Source organism: Bradyrhizobium sp. RDM12, assembly GCF_051917485.1.
In the GTDB taxonomy this organism is placed as follows: Bacteria; Pseudomonadota; Alphaproteobacteria; order Rhizobiales; family Xanthobacteraceae; genus Bradyrhizobium.
This window is the reverse complement of sequence record NZ_CM133064.1, coordinates 1751022-1775919: the sequence shown is the minus strand read 5'-3', so window position 1 is coordinate 1775919 and position 24898 is coordinate 1751022. Positions and strand designations below refer to the sequence as shown.

19 protein-coding genes, 1 tRNA gene and 5 pseudogenes are annotated in these 24898 nt (G+C 63.1%); 20 read left to right on the top strand and 5 right to left on the bottom strand.

Annotated elements, in window-relative coordinates; all coding sequences use genetic code 11:
* The first annotated feature begins 124 nt into the window (after window positions 1–124).
* From ACTGJ9_RS08425 to ACTGJ9_RS08405, 5 genes are all read left to right on the top strand, one after another.
* Window positions 125–445, top strand: coding sequence for a circadian clock KaiB family protein (locus ACTGJ9_RS08425; protein WP_456676683.1), 321 nt, complete (start codon window positions 125–127; stop codon window positions 443–445).
* Window positions 442–879, top strand: a complete 438-nt coding sequence (locus tag ACTGJ9_RS08420; protein ID WP_456676682.1) for an ATPase domain-containing protein — start codon at window positions 442–444, stop codon at window positions 877–879. Before ACTGJ9_RS08425 ends, ACTGJ9_RS08420 begins: the two co-directional genes overlap by 4 nt.
* Entirely contained in the window at window positions 845–1924 is a 1080-nt protein-coding gene (kaiC, locus tag ACTGJ9_RS08415; protein ID WP_456676681.1) for a circadian clock protein KaiC, read from the top strand. Before ACTGJ9_RS08420 ends, kaiC begins: the two co-directional genes overlap by 35 nt.
* A gap of 132 nt (window positions 1925–2056) precedes the next feature.
* Window positions 2057–2299 carry a hypothetical protein gene (locus tag ACTGJ9_RS08410; RefSeq protein WP_456678472.1) on the top strand — a complete coding sequence of 81 codons (243 nt, stop codon included), beginning with the start codon at window positions 2057–2059 and terminating at the stop codon, window positions 2297–2299.
* Between the two features lie 14 nt (window positions 2300–2313).
* Window positions 2314–3846 carry a response regulator gene (locus tag ACTGJ9_RS08405; protein WP_456676680.1) on the top strand — a complete coding sequence of 511 codons (1533 nt, stop codon included), beginning with the start codon at window positions 2314–2316 and terminating at the stop codon, window positions 3844–3846.
* 375 nt (window positions 3847–4221) lie between these two features.
* On the opposite strand, the gene ACTGJ9_RS08400 is transcribed toward ACTGJ9_RS08405, so the two are convergent.
* Window positions 4222–4298, bottom strand: a tRNA-Met gene (locus ACTGJ9_RS08400).
* A gap of 378 nt (window positions 4299–4676) precedes the next feature.
* Here ACTGJ9_RS08400 and ACTGJ9_RS08395 point away from each other — a divergent pair.
* The 4 genes and pseudogenes from ACTGJ9_RS08395 (at window position 4677) to ACTGJ9_RS08380 (ending at window position 9530) form a co-directional block, all read left to right on the top strand.
* The gene (locus ACTGJ9_RS08395; RefSeq protein WP_456678471.1) at window positions 4677–6053 is read left to right on the top strand and encodes a coniferyl aldehyde dehydrogenase; all 1377 of its coding nucleotides are present in this window, start codon (window positions 4677–4679) and stop codon (window positions 6051–6053) included.
* Between the two features lie 137 nt (window positions 6054–6190).
* A pseudogene (locus ACTGJ9_RS08390) lies at window positions 6191–7782 on the top strand (GMC family oxidoreductase).
* A gap of 278 nt (window positions 7783–8060) precedes the next feature.
* A complete protein-coding gene (locus tag ACTGJ9_RS08385; RefSeq protein ID WP_456676679.1) occupies window positions 8061–8573 on the top strand; it encodes a CvpA family protein in 513 nt (170 codons plus the stop codon).
* A gap of 176 nt (window positions 8574–8749) precedes the next feature.
* A pseudogene (locus tag ACTGJ9_RS08380) lies at window positions 8750–9530 on the top strand (SDR family oxidoreductase).
* A gap of 94 nt (window positions 9531–9624) precedes the next feature.
* Here the strand turns inward: ACTGJ9_RS08380 and ACTGJ9_RS08375 are convergent.
* Window positions 9625–10101, bottom strand: coding sequence for a DUF3775 domain-containing protein (locus tag ACTGJ9_RS08375; protein ID WP_456676678.1), 477 nt, complete (start codon window positions 10099–10101; stop codon window positions 9625–9627).
* 132 nt (window positions 10102–10233) lie between these two features.
* Here ACTGJ9_RS08375 and ACTGJ9_RS08370 point away from each other — a divergent pair, with 132 nt between their 5' ends.
* The 9 genes and pseudogenes from ACTGJ9_RS08370 (at window position 10234) to ACTGJ9_RS08330 (ending at window position 18169) form a co-directional block, all read left to right on the top strand.
* The gene (locus ACTGJ9_RS08370) at window positions 10234–11085 is read left to right on the top strand and encodes an MBL fold metallo-hydrolase (protein WP_456676677.1); all 852 of its coding nucleotides are present in this window, start codon (window positions 10234–10236) and stop codon (window positions 11083–11085) included.
* Window positions 11086–11211: 126 nt separating this feature from the next.
* Entirely contained in the window at window positions 11212–12054 is an 843-nt protein-coding gene (locus ACTGJ9_RS08365; RefSeq protein ID WP_456676676.1) for a fumarylacetoacetate hydrolase family protein, read from the top strand.
* Window positions 12055–12192: 138 nt separating this feature from the next.
* Window positions 12193–12804, top strand: coding sequence for a glutathione S-transferase family protein (locus ACTGJ9_RS08360; RefSeq protein ID WP_456676675.1), 612 nt, complete (start codon window positions 12193–12195; stop codon window positions 12802–12804).
* Window positions 12805–12818: 14 nt separating this feature from the next.
* Window positions 12819–13688 carry an MBL fold metallo-hydrolase gene (locus tag ACTGJ9_RS08355; RefSeq protein ID WP_456676674.1) on the top strand — a complete coding sequence of 290 codons (870 nt, stop codon included), beginning with the start codon at window positions 12819–12821 and terminating at the stop codon, window positions 13686–13688.
* A 189-nt stretch (window positions 13689–13877) separates the two neighbouring features.
* Window positions 13878–14840 carry an alpha/beta fold hydrolase gene (locus tag ACTGJ9_RS08350; protein WP_456676673.1) on the top strand — a complete coding sequence of 321 codons (963 nt, stop codon included), beginning with the start codon at window positions 13878–13880 and terminating at the stop codon, window positions 14838–14840.
* The gene (locus ACTGJ9_RS08345; protein WP_456676672.1) at window positions 14837–14959 is read left to right on the top strand and encodes an alpha/beta fold hydrolase; all 123 of its coding nucleotides are present in this window, start codon (window positions 14837–14839) and stop codon (window positions 14957–14959) included. The genes ACTGJ9_RS08350 and ACTGJ9_RS08345 overlap by 4 nt, the downstream gene beginning before the upstream one ends.
* A gap of 75 nt (window positions 14960–15034) precedes the next feature.
* Window positions 15035–16005: pseudogene (gene mbfA, locus ACTGJ9_RS08340) on the top strand (iron exporter MbfA).
* Between the two features lie 212 nt (window positions 16006–16217).
* Entirely contained in the window at window positions 16218–17690 is a 1473-nt protein-coding gene (locus ACTGJ9_RS08335) for an amidase (protein WP_456676671.1), read from the top strand.
* A 125-nt stretch (window positions 17691–17815) separates the two neighbouring features.
* On the top strand, window positions 17816–18169 hold the full coding sequence (locus ACTGJ9_RS08330) for a nuclear transport factor 2 family protein (protein ID WP_456676670.1): 354 nt from the start codon (window positions 17816–17818) through the stop codon (window positions 18167–18169).
* Window positions 18170–18312: 143 nt separating this feature from the next.
* On the opposite strand, the gene ACTGJ9_RS08325 is transcribed toward ACTGJ9_RS08330, so the two are convergent.
* Window positions 18313–19401: a Zn-dependent alcohol dehydrogenase gene (locus ACTGJ9_RS08325; protein WP_456676669.1), complete on the bottom strand. Its 1089-nt coding sequence runs from the start codon at window positions 19399–19401 to the stop codon at window positions 18313–18315.
* A gap of 74 nt (window positions 19402–19475) precedes the next feature.
* Window positions 19476–21259 (bottom strand): annotated as a pseudogene (locus ACTGJ9_RS08320) (acyl-CoA dehydrogenase family protein).
* 234 nt (window positions 21260–21493) lie between these two features.
* Between ACTGJ9_RS08320 and ACTGJ9_RS08315 the strand changes: the two are divergent.
* Entirely contained in the window at window positions 21494–22195 is a 702-nt protein-coding gene (locus ACTGJ9_RS08315; RefSeq protein WP_456676668.1) for an SDR family NAD(P)-dependent oxidoreductase, read from the top strand.
* Between the two features lie 548 nt (window positions 22196–22743).
* Here ACTGJ9_RS08315 and ACTGJ9_RS08310 read toward each other — a convergent pair.
* Window positions 22744–23907: an IS110 family RNA-guided transposase gene (locus ACTGJ9_RS08310; protein ID WP_456675946.1), complete on the bottom strand. Its 1164-nt coding sequence runs from the start codon at window positions 23905–23907 to the stop codon at window positions 22744–22746.
* A 109-nt stretch (window positions 23908–24016) separates the two neighbouring features.
* Between ACTGJ9_RS08310 and ACTGJ9_RS08305 the strand changes: the two are divergent.
* Window positions 24017–24846 (top strand): annotated as a pseudogene (locus tag ACTGJ9_RS08305) (enoyl-CoA hydratase).
* The last annotated feature ends 52 nt before the right edge of the window (window positions 24847–24898 follow it).

Here is a 24898-nt window from a genome sequence, read left to right as displayed (position 1 = left end):
TCTCTCTCTCTTGCCTGAGACCGGCGCACCGTGTTTGCTGACACGACTCATGGGGCGCTCGGATGCGCCGCCATGGTTCGCACGCGGGGTGCGAGGTCAGCGGTGGCATCATCGGCGGCGCCCGATGTTTCAGCGCCAAGAAGGCGATTGCGACGTGACCAACCTCTTGCTTCGACTCTACATCGCCGGACCGTCAGCGACCTCTCGTCGAGCGGAGCAGAATCTGCGCCGCTTGCAAGAGGTCGCGAAGGCACACAATGGGCTGGAAGTCGAAATTATCGACGTCATCAAGAATCCCGAGCTGGCCGAACAAGCTGCGATCATCGCTACGCCGACCCTCGCCTTTGAACACCCTGTTCGCCCGCGGCGGATAATTGGCGATCTCAGCGACGTGGCGAGGGTTCTTGATTTTCTCGGTATCGACCCTGAAGGGAAGACAGCATGATCACAGAGGATGTCGACGTTGCCGCCGTGCTGGATCGGGTGCAGACCGGCGTTCAGGCCTTCGATGAACTGGTCATGGGTGGGTTGCCTCGCGCCCGGACCACCGTGGTCGGCGGCACTCCCGGAAGCGGCAAGACGGTGTTCGCCACCCAATTTCTCGCTCACGGAATTACGACGTTTGGTGAGAATGGCGTGCTCGTCACGTTCGAGGAGCCGCCCACGGATATTGAAGCCAATATGCTGGGATTTGGCTGGGAACTGGCGAAATGGCGCAAGAACGGCCGCTTGGGATTTGTGGACGCCAGCCCGCCAGCCAGCGATGAACTGATCATCGGCGATTTCGATCTCGTTGGCTTGCTCTCTCGCATTCAGCACGCAGTCAAGACGGTCAACGCCAAACGTGTCGTTCTCGATTCGCTTACTCAACTTTTTTGACCATTTTATCGGCGACCCGAAGATTCTGCGCCGCGAGCTGTTTCATATCAGCAGCGCGCTCAAAAAGACCGGCCTTACCGTGCTCATGACGGCGGAACGCAACAGTGAGTATGGAGAAATCACGCGGCATCGCCTGGAGGAATTCGTCGCCGACAACGTTGTCATTTTGCGCAACGTCCTTCATCGTGAAAAACGTCGCCGTACCATCGAAGTCCTCAAGATGCGCGGCAGCCACCACGCCGAAGGTGAGGCACCCTTTACCCTCCTGGCGAACCAAGGCGTGGTCGCGGTCCCGCTCTCCTCGCTTCGGCTGGAACAGCAATCAAGCACGGTGCGCGTCACAAGCGGAAATTCTGAGATCGACAAGATGTGCGGAGGCGGTTTCTTTCGCGATAGCGTGACGCTCGTGAGCGGTGCCACCGGTACCGGCAAGACCCTGCTCGTCACCAACTTTCTCGCCGGCGGCGTAGCGGCCGGAGAGAAAGCCATCCTGTTTGGATATGAGGAGAGCAAGGGCCAGCTCTTCCGCAACGCGAGTGGCTGGGGTGCCGATTTCGCTCAAATGGAAGCCGCGGGAAAGCTCAAAATCGTCTGTCTCTATCCTGAAGCGCAGGGGCTGCCGGATCATCTGCTTACGATCCAGAGTCTGGTCGACGAATTCCAGCCGAACCGGATCGCGGTGGACAGCCTGTCGGCACTGGAACGGATCGCCCCGGATACCGGGTTCCGCGAATTTCTGATCAGCCTTACCTCCTTCATCAAGAAGCGGGAAATTGCCGGACTTTGTACCGCCACCAGCAAATCCCTCGTCGGTGGCGAGAGCGTCAGCGAGCAACACATCTCCACGTTGACGGATTCAATCATCTTACTGCGCTACATCCAGGAGCAGAACACGATGAATCGAGGGCTCATGGTGCTGAAGATGCGTGGCAGCGAGCATGCCAAGGAAATCCGGAAGTTCACAATCGACGGCGCCGGCATGCACTTCGGCGATTCCTTCAAAGCTGCGCCAAACGTGTTCACCGGTGATGATATCGCACAATAATCGGTGAAGGCGCGGCAAGGTCGATACCATGAACAGTGCGGATGCCAGGTCTCGCAGCGGCATCGATCAAGCCGAGATCAGATTCCTCGTCGAGAAGAATGCCGACGGGATCATCGTCATTGACGAGGGGGCATCGTCCTGTTTGCCAACCCAGCTGCCGAGGAGATTTTCGGGCGGCAGGCTGAGTCATTGATCGGGCGTCCGATCGGAATACCGTTTATCGCCGGAGACACGGCCGAAATAGCTATTCATAAGCCGGACGGCGACCAGATTGATGCAGAGATTCAATCGTCGAAACGACTTGGGACCGTCAGCCTGCTCGCCTTGCCAGCCTTCGAGATGTCTCGGCCCGCAAGGCAGCCGAAGAACGTCTAAGGCATTCGGCAAAAATGGAAGCGGTTGGACTGCTGACGGCTGGGATAGCACACGATTTCAATAATCTCCTGACCGTCGTGCTCGGCAATCTGGAGAGTGCTCAACGTCGATTTGCAATCACCGAGCCCGCCTTGCTGCGAGCACTCGAAAATGCCACCCGCGGCGCCTGGCAAGCCGCGAAGCTCACCGAGAAATTGCTGGCGTTTGCGCGGCGAAAGCCCCTCGAACCCCATGTGCTTGACGTCAACGTACTTGTTTCCGGGATGTCCGATCTCCTCCAGCACACTTTGGGCGAGCAGATAGTGGTGCGGACCAGACTGGTCAAAGACCCTTGGAGCGTTGAGATCGATCCGACCGAACTCGAAGCGGCGATTTTGAACCTTGCCGTCAACGCGCGGGATGCGATGCCGTCGGGCGGGCAACTTGTGATCGAGACGGATAATGTCGAGTTCGAGGCCGTCTCCGCAATGGCAGATATCGATGTCGTTGCGGGATCTCATGTTCTCATCACCGTGACAGACACGGGAATAGGCATGACGCCCGATGTGCTTCGGCAGGTCTTCGAGCCATTCTTCACGACAAAGGCAGGCGGACGTGGGACCGGCTTGGGGCTGAGTCAAGTCTACGGGTTCGTCAAACAGAGCGGCGGCCACGTGAGGCTTTACAGCGAACCCGGCATCGGCACCTCGGCCAAACTTTATCTGCCCAAGGTCCTGGACGCGGCTGCTCCCACATGGACCCCTGTCGCAGAGCCCAAAGCGGCTGCTGATGCATCGCGGGGCAAACAAGGCGAGACGATCCTCGTTGTCGAAGACGAGGCGGACGTTCGACGCTATACGGTTGATAGCCTGCGCGAGCTCGGTTACCGGGTTTTCGAAGCCATCGATGGCGCGTCGGCGCTGGACATCCTGGCGCGGGAGAACGACATCTGCCTGTTGTTCACCGACCTCGGACTGCCGGGCGGTATGGATGGACGGGTCCTGGCGGAACGCGCTCGGGCAATGCGCGCCTCCATTCAAATATTAATGACGACAGCCTATGCCGCCGGTGCTTTGGTTCACGAGGGCAGGCTCGATGCCGAGATCGAATTGCTCAATAAGCCCTTCTCTTACTCTGAGCTCGCAACGCGAATTCGGGAATTGCTGGATCGTCAGACGGAGCAGCGAGAGGCTCGCATTCTCGTGGTTGAGGATGAATTGCTGCTGCAAATGTTTGTCGCAGATACTCTCGCTGACGCCGGATGCGTTTCAATCGAAGCTGCCAGCGCCTCAGAGGGATGGGCCAAATTTCGCGCTGAGCAGGACGGGCTTGCCGGCGCCATTATCGACCTCGGATTGCCTGATCGGCGCGGCGATGAATTGGTCGCGGATATTCGCGCGGTCCAGCCTGATCTGCCCATTGTCCTTGCGACCGGCTACGCTGGCGAGAGCGTTCGCACTCGGTTTGCACAGGATGATCGATTGGCGATTCTGTCAAAGCCATTTAGTCCCGAGGAACTCCTGGCGACGCTTCAAAGATCTGGCATTCGACTAGGGTCAAAACACTGAGGTTGCTGGAACGTCTTTTATTTCGCTTCTGCGAACGGCGAATATCTTCAAGGTGATCAAGAGCCTCGCCGGCCAGCTGGACGCGCGTATCACCGTCTCCGCGACCGAACGGGAGGGGCTACGATTCAACTCCACGTGCCGCTGGACACCCCTGCCTCACAGCGAGCGATCCGCCAATTCTGGCGGGCTGCCGCCTTCCACGCCTCGTTTGCTCCGGATGGATCCGAGCGAGCGTACCGTGCTCGAGAATGCGCTGTTACGGTGACACACTCAATGGAGGGGAATTTAGTGCACTGTAGTCGCGGAGATAGACCCCAAAACAAGAAAGCCGCCCCGGAGGGCGGCGTTCTAGGCCTCTTAACCTAGAGGCTTGTTTGGTTGCGGGGATAGGATTTGAACCTATGACCTTCAGGTTATGAGCCTGACGAGCTACCGGGCTGCTCCACCCCGCGTTAAACACTTGCTTTGCCTTCGTGAAAATGCCGGAGACGGCGGATCAGGGCCGACGCTGTTCGCGTGGCTTGCTTCTCCGTCCCGAAGGCTTCCTTGGAAGGCAACCCCGAGCAAAGCCCGTCGGGTGCAGGGGCTATGTATCAACCCGAACCGCCTTTGGAAAGGGCCGAGGGGACGTTTTTTTCGACTTTATGACAGACCGCTGGCGCGGACTCCGGCCGATTTGCCACGCACTTGCCAGAAGTTCCACAAACCGCCAGCTTGCAGCAACAAAACAGAGGCGAAACGCCGTTTTGGGGAGGAGCGCCTTGAACAACACCTTGAACCGCCCCCTTGCGAGCGCTCCGCCGGCCGCGCTGACGGACAGCTTCCAGGCCATGGTCGCGCGGTCGCGGACCGAGCCAGCGCCCGCTCACGGCGCGCGGCTCGACCGGCTGGCGCGGCTGCGCGCCGTGGTCGCGGACAATGAAGAGCGCTTCCGGCAGGCGATCTCGGCCGATTTCGGCCACCGCTCGGCGGTCGAGACTGATATCGCCGAGACGATGATGGTGTTCTCCGAGATCCGGCACGCGTCAAAGCACCTGAAGAGCTGGATGGCGCCGCAGCGCGTCGGGACTGCGCTGCAATTCCTGCCCGCGCGCAACCGGCTGATCCCGCAGCCACTCGGCGTCGTCGGCATCATCGCGCCCTGGAACTATCCGCTGCAGCTGACGCTCGCGCCCGCGATCGGCGCCATCGCCGCCGGCAACCGCGTCCTCATCAAGCCGAGCGAGCTCGTTCCGCATTTCTCCGCGCTGCTGAAAGAGACGGTTGCGCAAAAATTCGACGCCACCGAACTGCTGGTCACCGGGATCGAGGACGAGATCGCGAAGGGTTTTGCGACGCTGCCGTTCGATCATCTCGTCTTCACCGGCTCGACCCGGGTCGGGCGACTGGTCGCGGAAGCGGCGGGGCGCAATCTCACGCCTGTTACGCTCGAGCTCGGCGGCAAGTCGCCGGCGATCGTCGATGTGTCAGCCGATCTCGACGAGGCGGCCGAGCGCATCGCTTATGGCAAGCTGCTCAATGCCGGGCAGACCTGCATCGCGCCGGATTATGTGCTGGTGCCGGAAAGCGCGTTGCAGGCCTTTACTGAGAAGGTGCGCGCACAGATGCGGCGCATGTTCGGCACCGATCCCGCCAACAGGGACTACAGCTCGATCATCTCCGACCGTCATTATGCGCGGCTCGAAGCGCTGGTCGCAGATGCCGCGCAGCGCGGCGCAAAGATCCTGCAGCCAGCCAAGGCCGACGATCCCAACTGGAAGGCGCACCGCAAATTTCCGCCGACGCTGATCGTCGGCGCGAATGAGGAGATGGCCGTGATGCAGGAGGAGATCTTTGGGCCGGTGCTTCCCGTGCTCGGCATTCGCGATCCGACCGACGCGATCGCTTTCATCAACCGCCGCGACCGGCCGCTGGCGCTGTACTGGTTCGGCAGGGATCGCGACGCGCGCGACGAGGTGCTGGCGCGCACCGTCTCCGGCGGCGTCACCATCAACGACTGCCTGTTTCATTTCGCGCAAATCAACCAACCGATGGGCGGCGTCGGCGCTTCCGGCACTGGCGCCTATCACGGCGAATGGGGTTTTCGCACTTTCAGCAAGCTGAAGCCGGTGTTCTATCGCTCAAAGTTCAACCGCCTCACCGATCTCTATCCGCCCTATGGCGGCAAGATCGCGCGGCTGGAGAAGATGATGCGGTTCATGTCGTAGGTCTCAGTCATTCCGGGGCGCGCGTAGCGCGAGCCGGAATCCATTTGTCCGCATCAATGGTGGTGAGATGGATTCGGGCTCGATGCTTCGCATCGCCCCGGAATGACAAGAAAGAAAAGACAAAGGGGGAAACAGCAATGACTGACACATTCGATTTCGTCGTCGTGGGCGCGGGCTCCGGCGGTTGCGCGGTGGCGGGGCGGCTGTCGGAGGATGCGGCGACATCGGTGGCGCTGCTCGATGCCGGCGGACGCAACGACAATTGGCGGATCACCACGCCGTTCGGACTCGCGCTGCCATACAAGGCGGCCAACTGGGCCTTCGACACCGTGCCGCAGAAGGGATTGAACGGCCGTATCGGCTATCAACCGCGCGGCAAGGGCCTTGGCGGCTCCTCGGCGATCAACGCCATGGTCTATATCCGCGGCCACAAATGGGATTACGACCACTGGGCCTCGCTCGGCAATGCCGGCTGGTCGTATGCGGACGTGCTGCCCTATTTCAAGCGCTCGGAGAACAATGCCGATTTCGACGGCGAATATCACGGCAAGGGCGGCCCGCTGCACGTCAACAGGCTGCGCTCGGACAATCCGATCCATGAGATCTTCCATCAGGCCGCGCGCGAGGCGCAGTTCCGCATCCGCGAGGACTTCAATGAATGGGATCACGAAGGACTCGGCAGCTACCAGGTGACGCAGCACAAGGGCGAGCGCTGGAGCGCGGCTCGCGCCTATCTGCAGCCCCACATCGGCAAGCGCGCAGATCTGCGGGTCGAGATGGCGGCCCATGCCACGAAAATCCTGTTCGAAGCAGGGCTCGCGGTCGGCATCGAATATGTCCAGGGCAAGCAGACGAAGCAGCTGCGCGCACGCCGCGAGGTGATCCTCGCCGCCGGCGCCTTCCAGTCACCGCAATTGCTGATGCTGTCGGGCATCGGCGATGGCGATGCGCTTGCCGCGCATGGCATCGCCGTCGCGCATCATGTGCCGGGCGTCGGGCGCAATCTGCAGGACCATCCGGATTTCGTGTTCGTCTACGCCTCCGACTATCCGCACTTCGTTCACTCATCACTCGGACGATTGCCATCGCTGCTCCGCGCCATCCAGCGATACCGCAGGAGCGGCGCGGCCTGATGACCACCAATTTTGCGGAGTGCGGCGGTTTTCTAAAGACGCAGGCCCACCTCGACGTCCCCGACATCCAGCTGCACTTCATCATCGCGATGCTCGACGACCACGGACGCAAGAAGCACAAGGAGGCGGGCTTCTCGTGCCATGTCTGCCTGTTGCGGCCGAAGAGCCGCGGCAGTGTCTGGCTGAAAAGCGCCGATCCGCTGGCGGCGCCGATGATCGATCCGAATTTTCTGGGCGAGGCGGAGGATCTCGAGACCATGGTCGCGGGCTTCAAGACCACGCGGCGGCTGACGGAGACGCCTGCGATGCGCGCGCTGCAGAAGAAGGACATGTTCACGTCCGACGTGCGAACCGACGACGACATCCGCGCCATCCTGCGCAATCGCGTCGACACCGTCTATCACCCGGTCGGCACCTGCAAGATGGGCACCGACGCAATGGCCGTGGTCGATCCGAAGCTGAAGGTGCATGGCGTGGACGGTTTGCGCGTCGTCGATGCCTCGATCATGCCGACGCTGATCGGCGGCAACACCAATGCGCCGAGCATCATGATCGGGGAGAAAGCGGCGGATATGATCAGGAGCGAGGTGCGGTAGCTCCTCATTCTTCGAGACGCCCGCCTGCGGCGGGCTCTCAGGATGAGGTCGCGCTTCGCCGCGACATATCAGGCCGTCGTGGTGAGGAGCCCGCCAAAGCGGGCGTCTCGAACCATGCAGGCCGAGGTCCGTCACGAGGATGGCTTCTTCACGCACCTTGAATAAGCCTGAATGGACGCCCCCTGAGTTGCTGGAGCGAAAAGATACAGACGATTTTAGCGATCCGAAACCGGAACGACCGGTTCAGCGTTCATTCGTTCCACGGCAGGGTTGCGCTCATGAATAGCTTCGATATCGCGGTCTATGCGGCGCTCGCCATCGCGATTGGCTTCGGGTTCAGGACCGGCCTGCTCCGCAGCGCCATGACCATTCTCGCCTATCTGCTGGCGGCTCCCATCGCGATCTCGCTGATGCCGATGATCGCGCCGCAGATCGCCGGCAATCCGAATGCGCCGCAATTCCAGAACTGGATCTGGTTGTTCGGCGTCTTTCTGGTGGTCGGCATGCTGCTCGGATATATCGGCCGTTTCGTGCTTGAGGACACGGTCGGCGAGGCCGGCATCGGCGACCGCCTCGGCGGCGCCGCGCTCGGCGCCATCCGGGTCGGCCTCGTCGCCACCACGCTGGTGCTGGTGTTCGACCAGATCGTGCCGGCCGACCGGCAGCCGCCCTTCCTCGCCGGGTCGCATCTGCGGCCGCTGTTCTCGGCGGTCGGGCAGATGGGCTTCAAATCGCTGCCGCCGGAGGCAGCCGCCGCGATCGACCGGTTTAAGCAGGAGCGGCGCATCTGACCTGTTTGAGCATGATCTTTTCGGAAAGCCGCTACGCGCTTTTCCGGATCATGCCCGTTGCATCGCGCTGCCGCGCGCCATGCATTTTGACGCGGACACGTCCCTTATCAGCGGCACCGATGTTGGCTAGAGTGCCGCCCGTCCAAAAACCTGCCTGACATTACGGGAGTGAAACAGTGGATCTTGGGATCAAGGTCGCCGCGCCATCGTCTGCGCATCCAGCAAGGGTCTGGGGCGCGCTTGCGCCTTCTCGCTGGCAGAAGCCGGCGTCGACGTCACGCTGACCGCACGCGGCGCCGAGGCGCTGAAGAAGACGGCCGACGAGATTCGGAAGGCCTATCCGAGCGTGAAGGTCACCGAGATCGTCGGCGACATCACGACGCCTGCGGGGCGGGAAGCTGTACTCAAGGCCTGCCCCGAGCCGGACATTCTGATCAACAATGCCGGCGGCCCGCCGCCCGGCGATTTCCGCAACTGGACCCGCGACGACTGGATCAAGGCGATCGACGCCAACATGCTGACCTGATCGAGCTGATCAAGTCGACGGTCGACGGCATGATGGCGCGGAAGTTCGGCCGCATCGTCAACATCACCTCGGCGGCGGTCAAGGCGCCGATCGATATTCTCGGCCTCTCCAACGGCGCACGCGCCGGCCTCACCGGCTTTATCGCCGGCCTGTCCCGCAAGACCGTGATCAACAACGTCACCATCAACGGCCTGCTGCCCGGCCCGTTCGAGACCGATCGCCTGACCGGCACCGCGAAGGCCGAAGCCGACAAGCGCGGCACGACGCCCGAGCAGATCCTGGCCGAGCGCGCAAAGCTCAACCCCGCGGGCCGATTCGGCCAGCCGGACGAGTTCGGCTATGCCTGCGCCTTCCTCTGCGGTGCCAAGGCCGGCTTCATCACCGGCCAGAACATCCTGCTCGACGGCGGCGCCTTCCCCGGCACGCTGTGAAAGCGGTGATCTCGCCTGCGGTAGCGTGAGAGTCCTGCCATGACGATGCGAGAACTTCGGCGCCCAAGCGCGGGTCGTGCGTTATGGAGGATCATCACCGCTGTTTGGTGATCTCGTCCTCGTCCCGCTCGCTGGGATCAGAGGAATCCGCGGTAAGCTGCTCGTCGGTCCAGTCGATGCCGAATGCGTCGAGCCCGTCGGCGAGCAGATCGCCCAGCATCGGCTCGCCGAGCAGGTATTGCACCGTTTCACGGCGCGGGCTGCGATACTCGGACCGTGCCTCCACGGCACGGGCGCGCAAATCGTTCCAATCGTCGATCGTGCCGTCGCCGCGGCCGAGCCAGGTCAGCGCGACGAGGTCGAGCTGCTCGTCCTCGTTCAAGGCGATCATGAAGCCGCCGAGTTCGTTGCCGACCGGATCGGAGCCGTTGTCCTCCAGGACATCGACCGCGTCGTCATCGGTCGGGTTCGAGCCCGAATCCGGATCGGCATCCACTTCCTTGACGTCGAATTCGCGGGCCTTCTGAATGATAAAGGCGACCTTGTCGGCGGAAATCGCAAGCTCTGGCATGGGGCACCCCTGGCGCGTCGCGCGGGTTGTTCCGGGTTCCAGCGATAACGCAACATCACGACAGATGATCCATTGCGTTCGACTGCGGAAACCCGCATCTTTCGCGAAAGCAAGAAAATGAGGGGCATGCCCGTGCAGTGGAAGGTAGGCCGAGTCAAAATCACTGGGGTCGTGGAATTGGAGACGGTCGGCTCGACCCGCTTCATCCTGCCCCTGGCCAGCAACGACGAGATCCGGAAGCTGCCCTGGCTGATCCCGCATTTCGCCACCGAGGAAGGCCGGCTGAAAATGTCGATCCATTCGCTGGTGGTGGAGACGCCGTCGCAGCGTATCGTCGTCGATACCGGGCTCGGCAACGACAAGCAGGGCCGCAATGTCCCGACCTGGAATAACCGCAACACGCCGTTCCTGGAAATGATGAGTGCGGCGGGCTTCGCGCCCGACAGTATCGACACCGTGCTGTGCACGCATCTTCACGTCGACCATGTCGGCTGGAATACGAAGCTGGTCGGTGGCAAATGGGTGCCGACGTTTCCGAAGGCGCGCTACGTGTTCGGCCGCACCGAATACGAGCATTGGCGCGACCACTCGACCGAGCCGGACAAGCAGGCCGTCTTTAACGATTCCGTGAAGCCGATCGTCGATGCCGGCTGCGCCGACCTGATCCCGAGCGACCACCGGCTCAGCGAGGAGATCAGCATGATCCCGACGCCCGGCCACAGCCCGGGCCATATGAGCATTTTGATCGAGTCCGACGGCGAGCGGGGGCTACTGACCGGCGACGTCGCCCATCACCCCTGCCAGATGGCGCATCTCGGCTGGTCTTCCACCGCGGATTCCGACCAGGCCCAGTCGGCCGCGACAAGGGCCGCGCTGTTCGGCCGGTTTGCCGATACGCCGACGCTCGTGATCGGCGGGCATTTCTCGGCCGGGCGCATCCACCGGGAAGGCGATGCGTTCAGGTTCGTGGCGCTGCAGTCGTAGGGTTCGTGGGGCGGCCACCCCACCAAGGAGGGGCTGCAATGCGCCCCCTTTGAGCGGTTGAATTTCCCGCCGCCCTGTTCCATGAAGCTATTTAACCGATCAGTCCATCCCAAGGGAGAAACGAGAATGAAGCTTGTTCGTTACGGCGAAAAGGGTGCGGAAAAGCCCGGCCTGATCGACAAATCCGGCCAGTTGCGCGACCTGTCGGCGCATGTGAAGGATCTGACCGGCGAGACCTATTCGCCGGAGTCGCTGAAGAAGCTCGCCGCCATCGACCCCGCCTCGCTGCCCGCGGTCTCCGGCAAGCCGCGGTTCGGCGCGCCCGTCACCGGCATCTCGAAATTCGTCGCGATCGGCCTCAACTACAGCGACCACGCCAAGGAGACCGGCGCCGCCATTCCGACCGAGCCGATCATCTTCATGAAGGCGAACACCTCGCTCTCCGGCCCGAACGACAAGGTCGAGAAGCCGCGCGGCTCGACCAAGCTCGACTGGGAAGTCGAGATCGCCGCGATCATCGGCACCCGGGCAAAATACGTCTCGGAAGCCGATGCGCTGAACCACGTCGCCGGCTATTGCGTCTGCAACGACGTCTCCGAGCGCAACTTCCAGACCGAGCGCCTGGGTCAGTGGACCAAGGGCAAGTCGCACGACACGTTCGGCCCGGTCGGTCCCTGGCTCGCCACCAAGGACGAGATCAAGGACGTGCAGAACCTGTCGATGTGGCTCGACGTCAACGGCCAGCGCCGCCAGACCGGCTCGACCAAGACCATGATCTTCTCGATGGCCAAATGCATCTCCTACGTCTCGCAGTTCATGACGCTGCTGCCGGGCGACATCATCACCACCGGCACCCCGCCCGGCGTCGGCCTCGGCATGAAGCCGCCGACCTTCCTCAATGTCGGCGATGTCGTCACGCTCGGCATCGAAGGCCTCGGCGAGCAGCGCCAGGAGATCGTTGCGGCGTAACGTCTCGGTCCTCTCCCCGTCATTGCGAGGAGCGAAGCGACGAAGCAATCCAGATTATTTCCGCGGAGACAGTCTGGATTGCTTCGCTTCGCTCGCAATGACGGAAATTACTGCCGGATCATCGTCAGGAGACTCCCCATGAAACTCTCCTTCTCCGCCGCCTCGCCCTTCGCCCGCAAGGTGCGCATCGCCGCGATCGAGCTTGGGCTGATCGACAAGATCGAATTCACGCCCGCAACCGTCGCGCCCGGCACGGCCAACGAGGACTATTCGCGCATCACGCCGCTGAAGAAGCTGCCGGTGCTGATCACTGATGACGGCGACGTCATCCTGGATTCCTATGTCATCGTCGAATATCTCAACGAGATGGCCGGCGGCAGCCTGATCGCGGATTACGGTCCGCGGCGCTGGATGGCCAAGACCAATCACTCGCTGATCAACGGCATGCTCGATTCCATGCTGCTGTGCCGCTACGAGAAGATGGTGCGGCCGCAGGGCCTGCAATGGCAGGCGTGGTCGGACGATCACTGGAACCGGGCCTGGACCGGCATGGCGCGTTTCGAGAACATGCCCGATGTGCTGAACGGTCCGTTCGATATCTCGCAGATCGGCCTCGTTTGCGTGCTCGGCTATGCCGACTTCCGCTTCGCCGATTGCGGCTGGCGCAAGGCCTATCCCAAGCTCGACGCTTTCCATCAGAAGATGCTGGAGCGGCCGTCGGTGAAGATCTCGGCGCCGCCAGCGGCATAAAGGCGGGAGTTCTCATGAGCCTGAAATACTCGGTCGGCGATCTCACCATCCATCGAATCATCGAACAGGAAGCACCCTTCTTCCCGGCGCTGGAGCTCATCCCCAGTCTCACACCGGAAGTGCTGGCCGAGAACCGGGCGTGGATGCGCGAAGCCAAGGCGCTCGACGACCAGGACACGCTGATGCTGTGTTTCCAGTCCTATGTCATCAAGACGCCGCATCACACCATTCTGGTCGACAGCTGCATCGGCAACGACAAGCCGCGGCCGCAGCGGCCGGCATGGAACATGAAGACCGACGACAACTATCAACGCGGGCTCGCCGCTGCAGGCGTCTCCGTCGACGACATCGATTTCGTGATGTGCACGCATCTGCATGTCGATCATGTCGGCTGGAACACGCGGCTGGAGAACGGCCGCTGGGTGCCGACTTTCCCCAACGCGCGCTATGTGTTCGCCAAGCAGGAGTTCGACTACTGGTCCGAACAGAATGCGAAGGCGCCGGTGCCGCCGTTCGTCGATAGCGTGCTGCCGGTCGTCGAGGCCAAGCGGCACGAGGTGGTCGGCAACGACCACCAGATTGGCGATCACGTCCGCATCGTGCCGACGCCGGGTCACACGCCCGGCCATGTCGCATTCACCTTCGGCCGCGGCAAGGACGACGCCGTCTTCAGTGGCGATCTCATGCACTCGCCGATCCAGACGCTCTATCCGGAGATGTCGGTGAAGTTCGATGTCGATCAGGCAGCGGCTGCAGTCACTCGCCGCAGTTTTCTGGAGCGCTATTGCGACACTGACACGCTGTGCTGCACCGCGCATTTCCCGTCACCGTCGGTTGGGAAGATCAAGCGCAAGGGCAGCGGCTTCGTTTGCGCGGCGGTGTGACCTGGCGGAGGTGCAAGGGTGGGCAAAGGCGCGCTTCGCGCGCCGTGCCCACCACTCCTAACGTGGGCACGCTCCGCTTTGCCCACCTTACGATATTGCCTGTGTGGAGAAAGCAATGACGGCACTCCCCGACATCCCCTCCCCGCCGGCATCCGCTCGCGGTATGTCGACGGCATCAACGGTCTGCGCATGCATGTACTGGAGGCGGGCTTCGAGACCAGGGGCCGTCCCTGCATCCTGCTGCTGCACGGCTTTCCCGAACTCGCCTTCTCCTGGCGTAAGGTCATGCCAGCGCTCGCAGCCGCGGGCTATCACGTGATCGCGCCGGACCAGCGCGGCTATGGCCGCACCACCGGCTGGACAGCGGATTACGACGGCGACCTCACCCCGTTCTCTCTGCTCAACCTCGCGCGCGATGCGCTCGCCCTGGTGTCGGCGTTCGGCTACAAACAGGTCGATCTCGCCGGACACGATTTCGGCAGTCCGGTCGCGGCGTGGTGCGCGCTGATCCGGCCCGACGTGTTTCGTTCGGTGACGTTGATGAGCGCGCCGTTCGGCGGAGCGCCGCTGTTGCCCTTCGACACGGTCGATAGTCCGGCGAAGCCGGCGGTCGAGGATCCCGTGCATCGCGAACTCGCCGCACGGCCGCGCCCGCGCATCCATTATCAATGGTACTATGCGACGCGCGCCGCGAACGCCGACATGCAGCACGCGCCGCAAGGCGTGCATGATTTCCTGCGTGCCTATTATCATCACAAGAGCGCGGACTGGACCGACAACAAGCCTTATCCGCTGGAATCGTGGTCGGCGGGCGAGCTCGCAAAACTGCCGACCTATTACGTGATGGACCTCGGTGAGACCATGGCCGAGACGGTCGCAAAGGAGATGCCCTCGCCGGCCGCGATCGCCGCCAATCGATGGCTGCCGGACAGCGACCTCGCCTATTACAGCGCCGAATATGCCCGCACCGGATTCCAGGGCGGCCTGCAATGGTATCGTTATGGCACGTCAGGCATGCTCAACAACGAGATGCAGTTGTTCTCGGGTCGCAGCATCGACGTGCCTTCGTGCTTCATCTCGGGCAAGCAGGATTGGGGCACTTATCAGCGCCCCGGCGTGTTCGAGGCGATGCAAGGCGCGGCTGCACCATGATGCTCGGCTGTCATCTCGTCGATGGCGCCGGCCATTGGGTGCAGCAGGAGCAGCCTGCCGAGGTCAGCCGGCTGCTGCTCGAATTCCTCGCCAAGGCCGGAACTCGCTCGAGCGGCTAGCCGCCGGAATTGACCCCGGGGAACAGCCTCTCTATAGATTAGAATAGTTCTAAACTACCACTATAGAGACAGGCCGTGAAGAATTTTTCCGAGCTGACCGAGCGCGAGGTGCTTGCGGTCGCAATCTCCTCCGAAGAGGAGGACAGCCGCATCTACATGTCCTTCGCCGAGGACCTGCGGGAACGTTACCCTGATACGGCCAAGATCTTCGAGGAAATGGCCGAGGAGGAACGCGGCCATCGCCATCGCCTCCTGCAGCTTTATGAAAAGCGTTTCGGTCCGCATTTGCCGCCGATCCGCCGCCAGGACGTCAAGGATTTCTGCGCCGTCGCCCGATCTGGCTGACCAAAAACCTGCCGCTCGATACGATCCGGAAAGAGGTCGAGACCATGGAGCTCGAGGCCGAGCGCTTCTACGCACGCGCCGCCGAGCAAGCCGACGATGTCGGCGTGCGCCGCCTGCTCGGCGATCTCGCTGAAGAAGAGAAGCATCACGAAAATCGCGCGGTCGCGCTGACGGGCGATATCCTCAAGCCGGACGTTCGCGCCGAAGAAGACCGCACGCGGCGGCGGATGTTCGTGCTGCAATATGTGCAGCCGGGCCTCGCCGGTTTGATGGACGGCTCGGTCTCGACGCTGGCGCCGCTGTTCGCGGCGGCGTTCGCTACGCACCAGAACTGGCAGACGTTTCTGGTCGGCCTTGCCGCCTCGATCGGCGCCGGCATCAGCATGGGTTTTGCGGAGGCGCTGTCCGACGACGGCTCGCTGACGGGACGGGGCTCGCCCTGGCTGCGCGGCATCACCTGCGGCGCGATGACGACGCTCGGCGGGCTCGGCCACACCATGCCCTATCTCGTGCCGGACGCATGGCCGAACGCATTCTGGATCGCGACCGCCATCGCCGGCGTCGTCGTGTTCTTCGAATTGTGGGCGATCGCCTTCATCCGCGCGCGCTACATGGATACGCCGTTCCTCCAGGCCGTGTTCCAGATCGTGCTCGGCGGCGCGATCGTGCTGGCGGTGGGGATTTTGATCGGGGCGGCGTAGCAGCGTCACACACGCTGTCATGCCCCGCGAAGGCGGGGCATCCAGTACGCCGCGGCTTCTCGATTCCATCACAACCGTCTCGGAGTACTGGGCGGATTCAACCGGTCAAGCCGGGCGATGACAGAAACCCGCATGGCAATCGCGATCAAACGGCGGTTGCGACATCCTGCTAAACTGCGCATCATCCATCCAGTGAAACGCAGGAGCATGTCGTGGCGAAATCGGAATGGAGTTACAAGAGCGCGGTCGCGCTGTCGGCCGCATTGGCGGCGAAAAAGGTCTCCGCTGTCGAGCTCACGCAGGATGCGATCGGCCGCATCGAGCGGCACGACGGCAAGGTCAACGCGATCTGCGTGCGGGATTTCGATCGTGCGCTCGCCGCAGCGCGGGAGGCGGATGCGGCGCTGGCCCGCGGCGAGCGCAAGCCGCTGCTCGGCCTGCCGATGACGGTGAAGGAGTCCTACAATATCGCCGGCCTGCCTACGACCTGGGGCAATCCCGCGCAAAAGGACTTCATTGCCAAGGAAGACTCGCTGCCGGTCACCCGGGTGAAGGACGCCGGCACTGTCATCGTCGGCAAAACCAACGTCCCGCTCGCGCTCGGCGACTGGCAGAGCTACAACGACATCTACGGCACAACCAACAACCCCTACGATCTCGGCCGTACGCCGGGCGGCTCGTCCGGCGGCTCGTCGGCGGCCCTCGCCGCCGGTTATGGCCCGCTGTCGATCGGTTCTGATATCGGCGGCTCGCTGCGCGTACCGGCGTTTCATTGCGGTGTCTATGCGCACAAGCCGACCTTCAACCTCGTCGCCATGCGCGGACATGTCGCGCCGCCGGCGCCGCCTCTGCCGTTCGAGCGCGATCTGTCGGTGATCGGTCCGATGGCGCGGAGCGCTGCGGACCTTTCTCTGGTGCTGGACGTGATGGCCGGCCCCGACCCGATCGAAGCCGGCATCGCCTACAAGCTCGAGCTCCCCGCGGCGCGTCACATCGCGTTCAGGGATTTTCGCGTGCTGGTGATCGACAGCGATGCGGTGCTGCCGACCGACCCCGCCGTGCGCGGCACCATCAACACGCTCGCCGACAATCTCGCCAAATCAGGCGTCAAGATCGAGCGGAGCAGCCCGCTGCTGCCGGACTTTGCAGCCTCGTCGCGGCTCTATATGCGCATGCTGATGTCGTTCCTCGCCGCAAGTTTTGCGCCCGATATCTATGCCGGCGCCAAGGCGGCAGCAGCCGCGCTCCCCGAGGGCGACAACAGTCTCGCCGCCGAGCGGCTGCGCGGCATCGCACTCAGCCAGCGTGACTGGGTCGCGGCCAACGCCGGACGCACACGGCTGCGGGCACAATGGCGAGAGCTATTCAGGACTTTCGACGCTGTGATTTGCCCGATTATGCCGACGCCGGCCTATCCGCACGACCATTCGCCGGACCAGGAGACCCGCCGCATCACAATCGACGGCAAGGAGCACGTCTATCCCGACCAGCTCGCCTGGCCCGGCATCGCCACGCTGCCCGGCTTGCCCTCGACCGCGATCCCGACCGGCTTCGCGCCGGATGGCCTGCCGGTCGGCGTCCAGATCGTCGGCCCATGGCTTGAAGACCGCACGCCGCTGAAACTGGCCGAGCTGATCGAGCGCGAGTTCGGCGGGTTCGTGCCGCCGAAGATGTTTGATGATTGATGCCGCCTCGTCATTGCGAGAAGCCCTTGCGACGAAGCAATCCAATCCGCATCTGCGGAAACATTTCTGGATCGCTTCGCTGCGCTCGCAATGACGAAGTAGATAACTGAGGACGGAGAAACGTCATGAGCCAGGACCTCGAACAGCTCACCGCACTCAACCGTGACTATGTCGCCTCCGTGCAGAATTGCGATGTGAAACGCTTCGACGAGATCCTGGCGCCGGAGTTTTACTGCTCCAATCCGGACAAGACGCTGGTCGACCGCACCGCCTTCCTGGAGCAGACCGCGCGGCCGGTCGCGATCCGCGATCTGCATGCGTTTGACGTCATCATCCGCATCATGGGCGACTTCGCGATCATTCACGCAGCAACCAGCTACACCACTTCGGATGGTCAGCAGGCGACCGGGCGCTACACCGATTGCTGGGCGAAGAAGAACGGCAAGTGGCTCGCGGTGTCTGCGCACGTGTCGCGGTGAGCGGCCCGCATCGCCGTCCCACTCTCCGCCGTCATGCCCCGCGACGGCGGGGCATCCAGTACACCGCGGCCTCTCGGTTCAGACAATAGCGTTTCTGGAATACTGGATTTTCCGGACAACAAGCCGGGCGATAACACCTGCGCTTAGCTATCAAACACAATCACGCTTCGCAGCGTCTTGCCGGCTTTCATGTTGGCAAAGCCCTCGTTGATCTCGGACAGCTTCAGCTTGGCCGAGATCCAGTCCTCCAGGTGCAGCCGGCCGCGCAGGTAGAAGTCGACCAGACGCGGCATGTCCACGCGAAAGTGGTTCGAGCCCATCGACGAACCCTGGATGCGGCGCTCGCGCAGGAAGTCGAAACCGTGCAGCTCGATCTTTTGGCCGAACGGGATCATGCCGACGATGGTGGCGGTTCCGCCGGAGGCCAGCATGGCGAAGGCCTGCTCCGCGGTTTCCTTGCGGCCGAGCACCTCGAAGGAATGATGCACGCCGCCATTGGTGAGGTCGCGCACCTGCTTCACGACGTCGCCATCGGCAGGATTGATGATGTCGGTGGCGCCGAGCTTCGTCGCGAGCTGGAGCTTTGCCGGATTGGTGTCGATGGCGATGATGCGGCCGGCGCCCGCGATCTGCGCACCATTGATCGCGGCCATGCCGACACCGCCGCAGCCGATCACGGCGACCGTTTCGCCGGCCGTCACCTTCGCCGTGTTCACCACTGCGCCGTAGCCCGTGATGACACCGCAGCCGATCAGCGCGGCGAGATCGAGCGGCATCTCTTTGCGGATTTTGACGATCGCATTCTCGTGCACCAGCATCTGCTCGGCAAAGGACGAGAGATTGAGGAACTGGTTCAGCTTCTCCGGCCTGTTCCATTGCATCCGGTCCGACGCGCCCGGCAGCATCTTCACGGTCGTGTCGGTGCAGAGCACGGTGCGGCCCGTCGTGCAGTTGTCGCAGGTGCCGCAGAACACCGAAAGGCAGGTGACGACGTGGTCGCCCGGCTTCACATAGGTGACGTCGGAGCCAACCTGCTCGACGATGCCCGCCGATTCATGGCCGAGCACCGCGGGCAGGGGATGCGGATAGAGGCCCTCCATGAAGTGCAGATCGGAGTGGCAGAGCCCGGCGACCGACGTGCGGATCAGGACTTCGCGGGGGCCGGGCTTCGGCAGGCTGACATCCTCGATGACCAGCGGCTTGTTGACTTCATAGAGGACAGCGGCCTTCATCGGTGTTCCCTCGTTGTTATGATTTTCGTTGAACGCAAGTCTTCACCTCTCCCATAGGGAGAGGTGAAGAGAGCCTACGCTGCCAGAACCAGTTCGCCAACCTCGCTCATGCCGGCATCGCGCTCGCCGAGCAAAAACGCGGCAATCTTCGCCTGCGTGGCATTTTCCGTCAGCCGGAACGGATCGCTCGGCGCGACGCGGTGATCGACGACGAGACGCGACAACAACAGCCGGCGCGCATCGCCACGCATCTCGTGGATGCGGTGCGCTTCCCAGGCCAGCGCGACCGCGCTTGCGACGTGATACAGCAGGCTGGTGGCGCGGCGTGCGTCGGCTTCATTCTCGGACTTGCCCGCGACCTCGCGCGCGAAGCCGACGGCGCGATCGACGAGACCGCGCAAATTGTCGCGCCAGGCCTGCGGCACCGAGGCGCTGTCGTCGAGGCGGGCATTCAGATCGGCAGCGAGCGCGGATTCTGCGCCGTGGCGGCCAACGGCGCGGCGGAGTGCGTCGATGGCGACGATGTTGCCAGTGCCCTCCCAGACCGCGCCGAGATGCGCATCGCGCAGTAGGCGCGGCGTGGCGAATTCCTCGATATAGCCGATGCCGCCGCGCATCTCGAGCGCATCGCCACAGACTTTTCGCGCATCACGCGTGGCGCGGAATTTCAGGGTCGGCGTCAGGATGCGCAGTAGCGCCGCGGCGTCCTGACTGCCGGCCTCGGCCCGGTCGAGCGCATCGGCGGTGAGAAAGCTCATCGACAGCGCCTGCTCGACCGGCAGCATGATCTTCAGCATCTGCCGCCGCCCGAGCGGCAAGTCGATGATGCGGCTGCCGAACACGACGCGGTTCTTCGCGACCGTCATTGCGTCATGATAGGCGCGGCGCATCAGCGCGGTCGATTTGACGCCGTTGGAGAGCCGCGACGAATTCACCATCTCGGCCATCTGCACGAAGCCGCGGTCGAGCCTGCCGACGGCATAGGCGATCGCGCCTTCGAGCTTGATCTCGCCCGAGGCCATCGAGCGGGTGCCGAGCTTGTCCTTGAGACGCACGATCCGGTAGTGGTTCTGCGAGCCGTCATCGAGGAAGCGCGGCATCAGGAACAGGCCGACGCCGCGCGTGCCGGGGCCGGCGCCTTCGGGGCGCGCCAGCAACATCACCACTCTCGCATCGGCATTCGAGCAGAACCATTTCTCGCCGGTGAGGCGCCAATGGTCGCCCTCCTGCACCGCGCGCGTTGTTAAGGTGCCGACGTCGGAGCCGCCTTCCTTCTCGGTCATGAACTGGCCGCCTTGCGTCAGCTTGCTCATGTCGGTCTGGGTCAGGCCGTCCAGATATTTTGCCTTCAACGCCTCGCTGCCGAAATTCGCCAGCAGCTTTGCGCAACCGTCGGTGACGTTGATCGGGCAGCCCATGCCGAATTCGGTCTGGTTGAACAAGAAAGTGAAGGCATGCTTGGCCACCACAGGATATTTGTCGGGCCAGCCCATGATGCCCTTGCGGATCGAGAGCGCGTGGATGCCGAACTCACCGAACGCGGCGTTCTCCAGCTCGCGATAGGCCGGGTGATATTCGATCCATTGCACGTCGCGGCCGAACTTGTCGCGCTGGTGCAGCACCGGCGTATGACGGTCGGCGAGCCGCGCGCATTCGTCGAGACGGCCGCCGGCCAACTCGCCGAGCCGGTCGAGATGCGGCTCGATGTGCCGGAACAGCGTCTCCGGCAGATGGATGCGCAAAGATCCGTCAGCGCCTGATCGGCGCGGTAGAAGTTCATGCCTGTGGTATCGGGCGCCAGCAGGCCGGATGGTGCGACCGCGACATCATTTGGCTGCGCTGTGGCCGGCTTGTGCATGATCGTCCTCTTCGTTTCCGCCCGACGGCAATTCTTATCGCTTGCCGCTTGGGATGATGTCGATCATGCTCTCATCGAGAGAGGCGATAAAGCCGCAAATTGTCAGGGCGGCATGATCGCCGTGAAGGAGCAATTCGCTCTGCGGAATTGTGATCGACCTAGCTAGTGTCCCGGCTGGTTGTCTGCGTAGCGGATGCATAGATCAGCGGCGTCCCATCCCCGAGAGATCACGCCATGGAACATCCGAAATACAAGATCGCCCTCATCGTCGGCGCCGGCGAAGGCCTGAGCGCCTCGCTGGCACGGCTGCTGTCCGCGCAGGGCATTCGCGTTGCGCTTGCCGCGCGAAAGATCGAGAAGTTAGGCGCGCTCTGCAGCCAGACCGGCGCCAAGGCCTATGCCTGCAACGCCACCGAGCCGGAGGAGGTCGAGCGCCTGTTCGGCCTGGTCGAGCGCGAGATCGGCACGCCCGACCTCGTCGTCTACAATGCCAGCGGCCGCGCGCGCGGGCCGTTCGTCGATCTCGTCCCGGCGGATGTCGCGAATGCGATCGCGGTCAGCGCCTATGGTGGTTTCCTGGTGGCGCAGCAGGCCGCCAGGCGCATGCTGCCAAACAAGCATGGCGCGATCCTGTTCACCGGCGCGTCAGCCAGCGTCAAGGGCTATGCGCAATCCGCCCCGTTCGCGATGGGCAAGTTCGCGCTGCGCGGGTTGGCACAGAGCATGGCGCGCGAATTGTCGCCGCAAGGCATCCATGTCGCGCATTTCGTCATCGATGGCGGCATCAAGAGCGCGGCGCGGACGGAAGCACCCGACAAGCCGGATTCGATGCTCGATCCCGACGCGATTGCGGAGAGCTACTGGAACGTGCTGCAGCAGCCGCGCAGCGCCTGGAGCTGGGAGCTGGAGCTGCGGCCCTGGGTGGAGAAGTTTTGAAGGCAATAAATTCACAAGAATCGTCATTGCGAGGAGCGGAGCGACGAAGCAATCCAGATTATTTCCGCTGAGACGGTCTGGATTGCTCACATGGGGATTAGGTGTGTCAAGGCGGTTGTTCAGCTCTTTGTTCGATTGCAGGCCAGCTCTTCGTCCCGACCGCGGGATGTTTCGGATGGCGCGCGGAGATCGCGTCAAGGTCGGCTCGTTAGAGCCGCCGCGCAGCGGCTTGACCTTGACGTGATCGAGCACGCCATCAGGCTTGTGTGGTCGGGAGGCCGCGGGCGAACTCCTCCTTATGGTTCAGCGATCTCAGGGTCGAGCCGGTTTTGACAATCTGGTTTTGCGTGCCAGATCAAACTCACATCCGGTCGTCGCGCGGTAGCGACTGCACCAACATTCCGCTTGCGGCGGGCAGGCTCGAGAGGACGGGACCATTCTTCGTTGCGGCGTTTGAAGCCATGCAATCCATCGGTTCGTCCACCCCGGATCGGCCGAGGCTGATCGTTCCTCGGCTGATTGGTTTTAAGGCTGCGGGAAGCGTTGCATCAGGCGACGGTCTTCATCACGGCTCCCTCGATCACGACGCCGGCGGTCACGTACTTCCACAAGGCCACGAGCAGCTTGCGGGCCAGCGCCACGATCGTGCGCTTGCGGCCGCGCTGGCTGTTGGCCTTGAACCACTGGGTCAGCGCCGATTGAGGCTGGTGGCGTATCCACAACCAGGCGAGCTGGATCATCGTGGTCCTCAGCCGCGGATTGCCGGCCTTCGACACCCCTTGTTCGCGCTCGATGCCGCCGCTCCGCCATGGCGTGGCCGCAAGACCGGCATAGGACGCAACCTGACGGCGGTTGGCGAATTGCCGCCAGAACGCCTCCGTCCAGAGAACGGCCGCGAAGTTCGGGCCCATGCTCTTCAGGGCGAGCAGCATCGTGACGGGATCCGCCTTCTCCCCGGCTGGCTTGCTCACGACCAGCAACGCCTCCTGCTCGCGCTCCACCGCCGCGATCTGGTCGAGCAGCAGTTCGAGACGATCGAGCTCGCGGCTGATCTGGGCCTTCAGATGCGCCGGCAGCATGCGCCCATCTCCGGTCCGCAAGGCTTCGAGCCGTGCCCGTCGATCGCGCCGCAGCGGCACGTCGCCGAATATCCCTTGCGCGAACAGAACGCCCTTGATCCGGTTCACATGCTCGATCCGCTCGGCGATCAATGTCCGCCGCTCGCGGCAAAGCCTGCGGCGGTCCTCCGCTTCCGGAGAGGGCGCCACCACCATCGCGCAGACCCGCGGCTCGCCGCGCTTATAGGCCAGAAGCGCCCGCAACAGCGTCTCGCCATCGAGCCGATCCGTCTTGGCCCGCCTGCGCCGGCGCGGCGTCGCAATCGAGGCCGGATCGACCACGTGGCTCTCGATGCCTTCCTGCTGCAAGGCGCGGTGCAGCCAGAACCCGTCCAGCCCCGCCTCCTGGATCGTGATGATCGGATAGCTCTCACCCGTTCGCGCCTGTGCCTTGCGCTTCAGCTCCGCAAACAGCTTCAAGAGTTCCGCAAGATCGCCGGCCTCCACGCTGCGCTTCGACATCTTCTCGCCCTTGCCGGGCGACAGCGAGGTCACCAGCCATGTCGAGCGGCTCAGTTCCAATGACACGAAAATTGCGCCAAACTGCGTGCGGATAGCGGCCAGTCCGTCGGAAGGATGATCGAGCAACATCATTGTCTCCAGGTTGAGTGTTTCAGCAACCTCAGTCTGGCCTCAGACTTGGCTGCTATCCACCCCCATGGAATCTTCGCTTCGCTCGCAATGACGAAAGAAAGGAGCAACAATGACCACCGAAATCAGCATCGACACCGGCACGAACGAACTGCTCTGCGTCATCCGCGACCGGGTCGCTGTCATCACGCTGAACCGGTCGGAGGCGCGCAACGCGCTGTCGGATACGTTGACGCCGGCGCTGCGCACGATGATCCGGACCTGCGGCGAGAATCCCGATGTCGGCGCGCTGCTCATCACCGGCGCGGGCGAGGCGTTCTGTGCCGGCGGCAACGTCAAGGGCATGGGCGCGCATCGCGATCCCAAAAAGCTGGAGATGGCACTTGAAGACCGCGTCGCCGATCTGCAGGAGCGGCAGCGGCTACTCACCGGCGCGCTGGTGTCGGTGCGCAAGCCGACCATCGCCGCTCTTCCCGGCCCCGCCGTCGGCGCCGGGCTTGCGCTGGCCATGGCCTGCGATGTCCGCATCGCCGCACAATCGGCCTTCGTCGCCACCGGCTACGCCCGCATCGCGCTCTCCGGCGATTACGGCATCGCCTGGCTGTTGACGCGGCTCGTTGGGACCGCGCGGGCGCGCGAGCTGCTGTTTACCGGCGATCGCGTCGATGCCGCGCGCGCCGAAGCCATCGGCCTGGTCAACCGAGTCGTCCCCGATGACAAACTTCAAGCCGAAGCCTTCGCCTTGGCCAAATCGCTCGCCGAAGGCCGCGCTTGGCGCTGCGCTACATGAAGGACAATCTCGACGAGGCCCTGTTGTTCGATTTCGAGACCGCCCGCGACCACGAGGCCGAACGCCTGATCCGCCTCACCACCACCGCCGATCACAAGGAGGCGGTGCAGGCTTTCATCGAGAAGCGGAAAGCGGTGTTCACGGGGAAGTAAGGCGCCCTTCGCGCCGTCATTCCGGGGCGATGCAAGCATCGAACCCGTAATC